The organism is Kitasatospora sp. NPDC059803 (assembly GCF_042732255.1).
Taxonomy (GTDB): domain Bacteria; phylum Actinomycetota; class Actinomycetes; order Streptomycetales; family Streptomycetaceae; genus Kitasatospora.
On sequence record NZ_JBHWIJ010000225.1, the window covers coordinates 1 to 3332 of the forward strand.

The 3332-nt window shown below is 74.6% G+C and carries 4 protein-coding genes; all 4 read right to left on the minus strand.

The window, feature by feature from the left end:
* Positions 1-311 precede the first annotated feature (311 nt).
* Positions 312-1106 (minus strand): class I SAM-dependent methyltransferase, encoded by a 795-nt coding sequence (locus ACFV6I_RS28745; RefSeq protein ID WP_380428408.1) that lies wholly within the window; start codon positions 1104-1106, stop codon positions 312-314.
* A gap of 3 nt (positions 1107-1109) precedes the next feature.
* Positions 1110-1880 (minus strand): SDR family oxidoreductase, encoded by a 771-nt coding sequence (locus tag ACFV6I_RS28750; RefSeq protein WP_380428410.1) that lies wholly within the window; start codon positions 1878-1880, stop codon positions 1110-1112.
* On the minus strand, positions 1877-2737 hold the full coding sequence (locus tag ACFV6I_RS28755; RefSeq protein WP_380428412.1) for a TauD/TfdA family dioxygenase: 861 nt from the start codon (positions 2735-2737) through the stop codon (positions 1877-1879). The genes ACFV6I_RS28750 and ACFV6I_RS28755 overlap by 4 nt, the downstream gene beginning before the upstream one ends.
* An 18-nt stretch (positions 2738-2755) precedes the next feature.
* Positions 2756-3332, minus strand: a 577-nt coding sequence (locus tag ACFV6I_RS28760; protein WP_380428413.1) for an aminotransferase class III-fold pyridoxal phosphate-dependent enzyme, incomplete at its 5' end; no start/stop codon positions are given.

Below are 3332 nucleotides of genomic sequence, written 5' to 3' on the forward strand. Positions count from 1 at the left end.
GCCAGGCCCCCCGGCTCGCCGCCCGCGCCGCCGCCCCGGCCGTCGCCTCCTCGCCGAGCGGCGCCGTCGGCAGCCAGCTGGCCTCCACCGGCGCCGGTGACGTCGAACTGCTCGGCGCCGCCGGCCTCGCTCTGCTGCTCGGTGGCGGCGTGCTCTACCGCCGCGCCCGCGCCGGCGCCCGCGCCCGCTGCCCGGCGCCCCGCCCCGCGCCCGGGCGCGGCCGCCGCCCCCTCGCGGGGGCGCGCGCCCCCGCGCCCCCGGGCCAGAGTCAGAGCCAGGGCCAGAGCCAGAGCCAGGGCTCGGGCCTGAGGTCAGGGGTTCTCCCGGTGCCGCCACCGCACCGGGTCGGCAGCGCCCGACACCGAAGCGCCCGCCACCGACGCGCCCGGCATCGACGCGCCGGCTCCCGGCGCCCCGGCCCGAGCCAGCGGCCGGTAGTCGGCGCACGACAGCACGAGCAACTCGTTGTCCCCGGGCTGGAATTCGTACTCCACCCGCTCCACGTGGCTCGGGATCCCGAGGGCGTCCAGGTGTTGGCGCAGCCCGTCGAGCTCCCCGTAGCGGACGCCGGTGTCGTACACCATGACCGGGAAGAGCCGGACTTCGCGGCGGGCGATCCGGGCGAGTTCCAGGAGGGCCGCCAGGTGGAAGTCCTCGTCCAGCCGGTTGCCGTAGGAGAAGAGCAGGTGCGAGCTGAGGACCAGGTCGAAGGAGTCGTCGGCGAAGGGGAGTTCGGGCAGCGAGCCGGCGACGTAGCGGTCCGGGCGGGCGGCGATGTCGGCCCGGAAGTCGCGGGCGTTGGCGATCCACTGCCGGGTGAGGCGGTCGGGGTCGCCGTACCACGTCCAGACGAACTCCGGGGCCTCCCTCACCAGTTGGTCGCGCTTGTGCCGGGTCTCCCGTTCGACGAGGACGCCGAGGTCCTCCCGGTGGTGGGCGTACTCGCGGTCGACGGCCACCGCATCGATGCCGCGCCGGCCGGCCTCGGCCGTGAAGGCGGCCGCGCCGCCCGGGCAGTCCAGGATGCGCCGGCCGGGGGCGAGGTCGAGGTCGGTGAGCGCGAACATCGCGCGGTACTCGTCGAAGGAACGTGCGCTGACCAGCACGGTTCAGCCCCTCCCGATGTACGGCATGGTGGTGGGCAGGACGGTCAGGGACTGGACGTTGGTGTCCGGCGGCATCGAGGCCATCAGCAGGACGGCCTCGGTGAAGCGTTCCACCGGGATGGTCGCCTCGACCGCCATCGTGCCGTCCGCCTGCATGGCGGCGGGCTGCGGGCCGCCGCCGACCGGGGTGACGTTGCCGACGTCGATCTGGCCGACCGCGATGCCGTGCGCGCGGCCGTCCAGGGAGAGCACCTTGGTGAGGCCGAGGACGGCGTGCTTGGCGGCCGTGTAGGCGATGGAGTTGGGCCGCGGGACGTGGGCGGACGGCGCGCCGTTGTTGATGATGCGCCCGCCCTGCGGGGACTGGGCGCTCATCACCCGGAAGGCCTCGCGGGCGCAGAGGAAGCCGCCGGTGACGATGGTGTCCAGGACGCGGTTCCAGTCCTCGAACGGGGTCTCGGTGATGGGTCGGCGCGGGGCGGCGGCGCCGGCGTTGTTGAACAGCAGGTCGACCCGGCCGAAGCGGTCGCGGACGGCGTCGAACAGGGCCGCGACCTCCTCCGGTTGGCGGATGTCGGTCGGGACGGCCAGCACCCGGGCGGGGTCGACGTCGGCGAGGGCGATGGTCTCCTGGAGGGCGTCCTTGCGCCGCCCGGCCAGTGCGACGGACCAGCCGGCGCCCAGCAGGGCCAGGGACACGGCCCGGCCGAGCCCGCTGCCGCCGCCGGTGACGACGGCGGTCCGCCCGTGCGGTGTCTGCGCGCTCCCGGTCACATGTCCTCCGTGTTCATCCAGATCCGCAGCATCCGCCGGGAGTCGGGCGCCGGCTCGTCCACGTAGGCCGAACGCCCGTGCAGGACCCGGCTGTTGCGAATGATCAGCAGGTCTCCGGCGGCCATCGGGAGGCCGAAGGCGATCTCGGGCCGGTAGAGCACCTCGTCGAGCACGCCGAGCGCGTCCCACTGACGGTCCGTCAGCGGCGGGCCGCCGCGGTCGGGGGACGAGCGGACGGTGCGCGTCTGGTAGTAGCAGGCGATGGTCCCGTCCTTCTGGGTGTAGAGGATCGGGGAGACCACGACCTGGGGCCCGGCCCGACCGGTCCGGTCGAAGGTCCACTCCTCGGTGAGGGTGGCGAGGGCGTCCGGCCGTTCCCGCCCGATCAGGTCGTAGACGTGCCGCGCGCTCGCCAGCTTGGTCAACCCTCCACCGTTGTAGGCGGGTTGGATGCAGAGCAGGACGAGCAGGTCGCAGGTGTCGCAGTGGAAGCCGAGTTCGGTGTTGCCGTCGCCGTCCTGGTCGCGCAGCACCTGGGTGAGGTCGCCGCGCCCGTTCTGCGGGACGATCTCGCCGAAGTCCCGCAGCAGGAAGGACAGGGCGGCCGCGACCTCCTCCTCCGGGGCGGTCGGATCCATCAGCCCCACGACGTGGGCGACGCCGACGGAGCGGGCGCCGCCCTGGACGAGCGCGCGCAGCTTCGCCCGGACCGGCTCGGCCGCGCCCCACCGCTCGGCCCGCGCGTCCGCCCAGAGCAGTTGTCGCTCCCCCACGTCGAGCGGGAGCGACCACTGCTCCCGCCGCGCCTCCAGCTCCTCGCTGCTCCAGCCGATTTCGGACACCGTGTCGTCGTACATGTGCGGAACCACTCCTCTCTACCGCTGGGCGGCGGCCGCCGCCACCGCCTTGGACCAGAGCGCCAGCGCCTCGTCGACCTGCCCGGCCGTGACGGTCAGCGCCGGGATCATCCTGACCACGTTCAGGTGGACGCCGCAGATCAGCAGCAGCAGGCCGAGGTCGGCCGCCGCCTGCTGGGCGCGCTTGGCGGTGTCCGGGTCCGGGGAGCCGTCCGGGTGGCAGAACTCGTTGCCGATCATCAGCCCGAGGCCCCGGACGTCGGCGACGCCCGGCGCTCCGGCGGCGACCGCCCGCAGGCCGTCCAGCAGCCGCGACCCCTGCTCGGCGGCGTTGTCGACCAGTTGCTCGTCCCGGATGACGTCCAGCGTGGCCAGCGCGGCGGCGCAGGCGACCGGGTTGCCGCCGTAGGTGCCGCCCTGCGAGCCGGGCCAGGCCCGCCGCATCAGGTCGGTCGGCGCGGCGATCGCGGACAGCGGGAAGCCGCTGGCCAGGCCCTTGGCGGTGATCAGGACGTCGGGCACCACGCCGTCGTGGGGCAGGTGGGGGCCGAACCGGCCGGTGCGGCCGAACCCGGTCTGGATGTCGTCGTCGTCC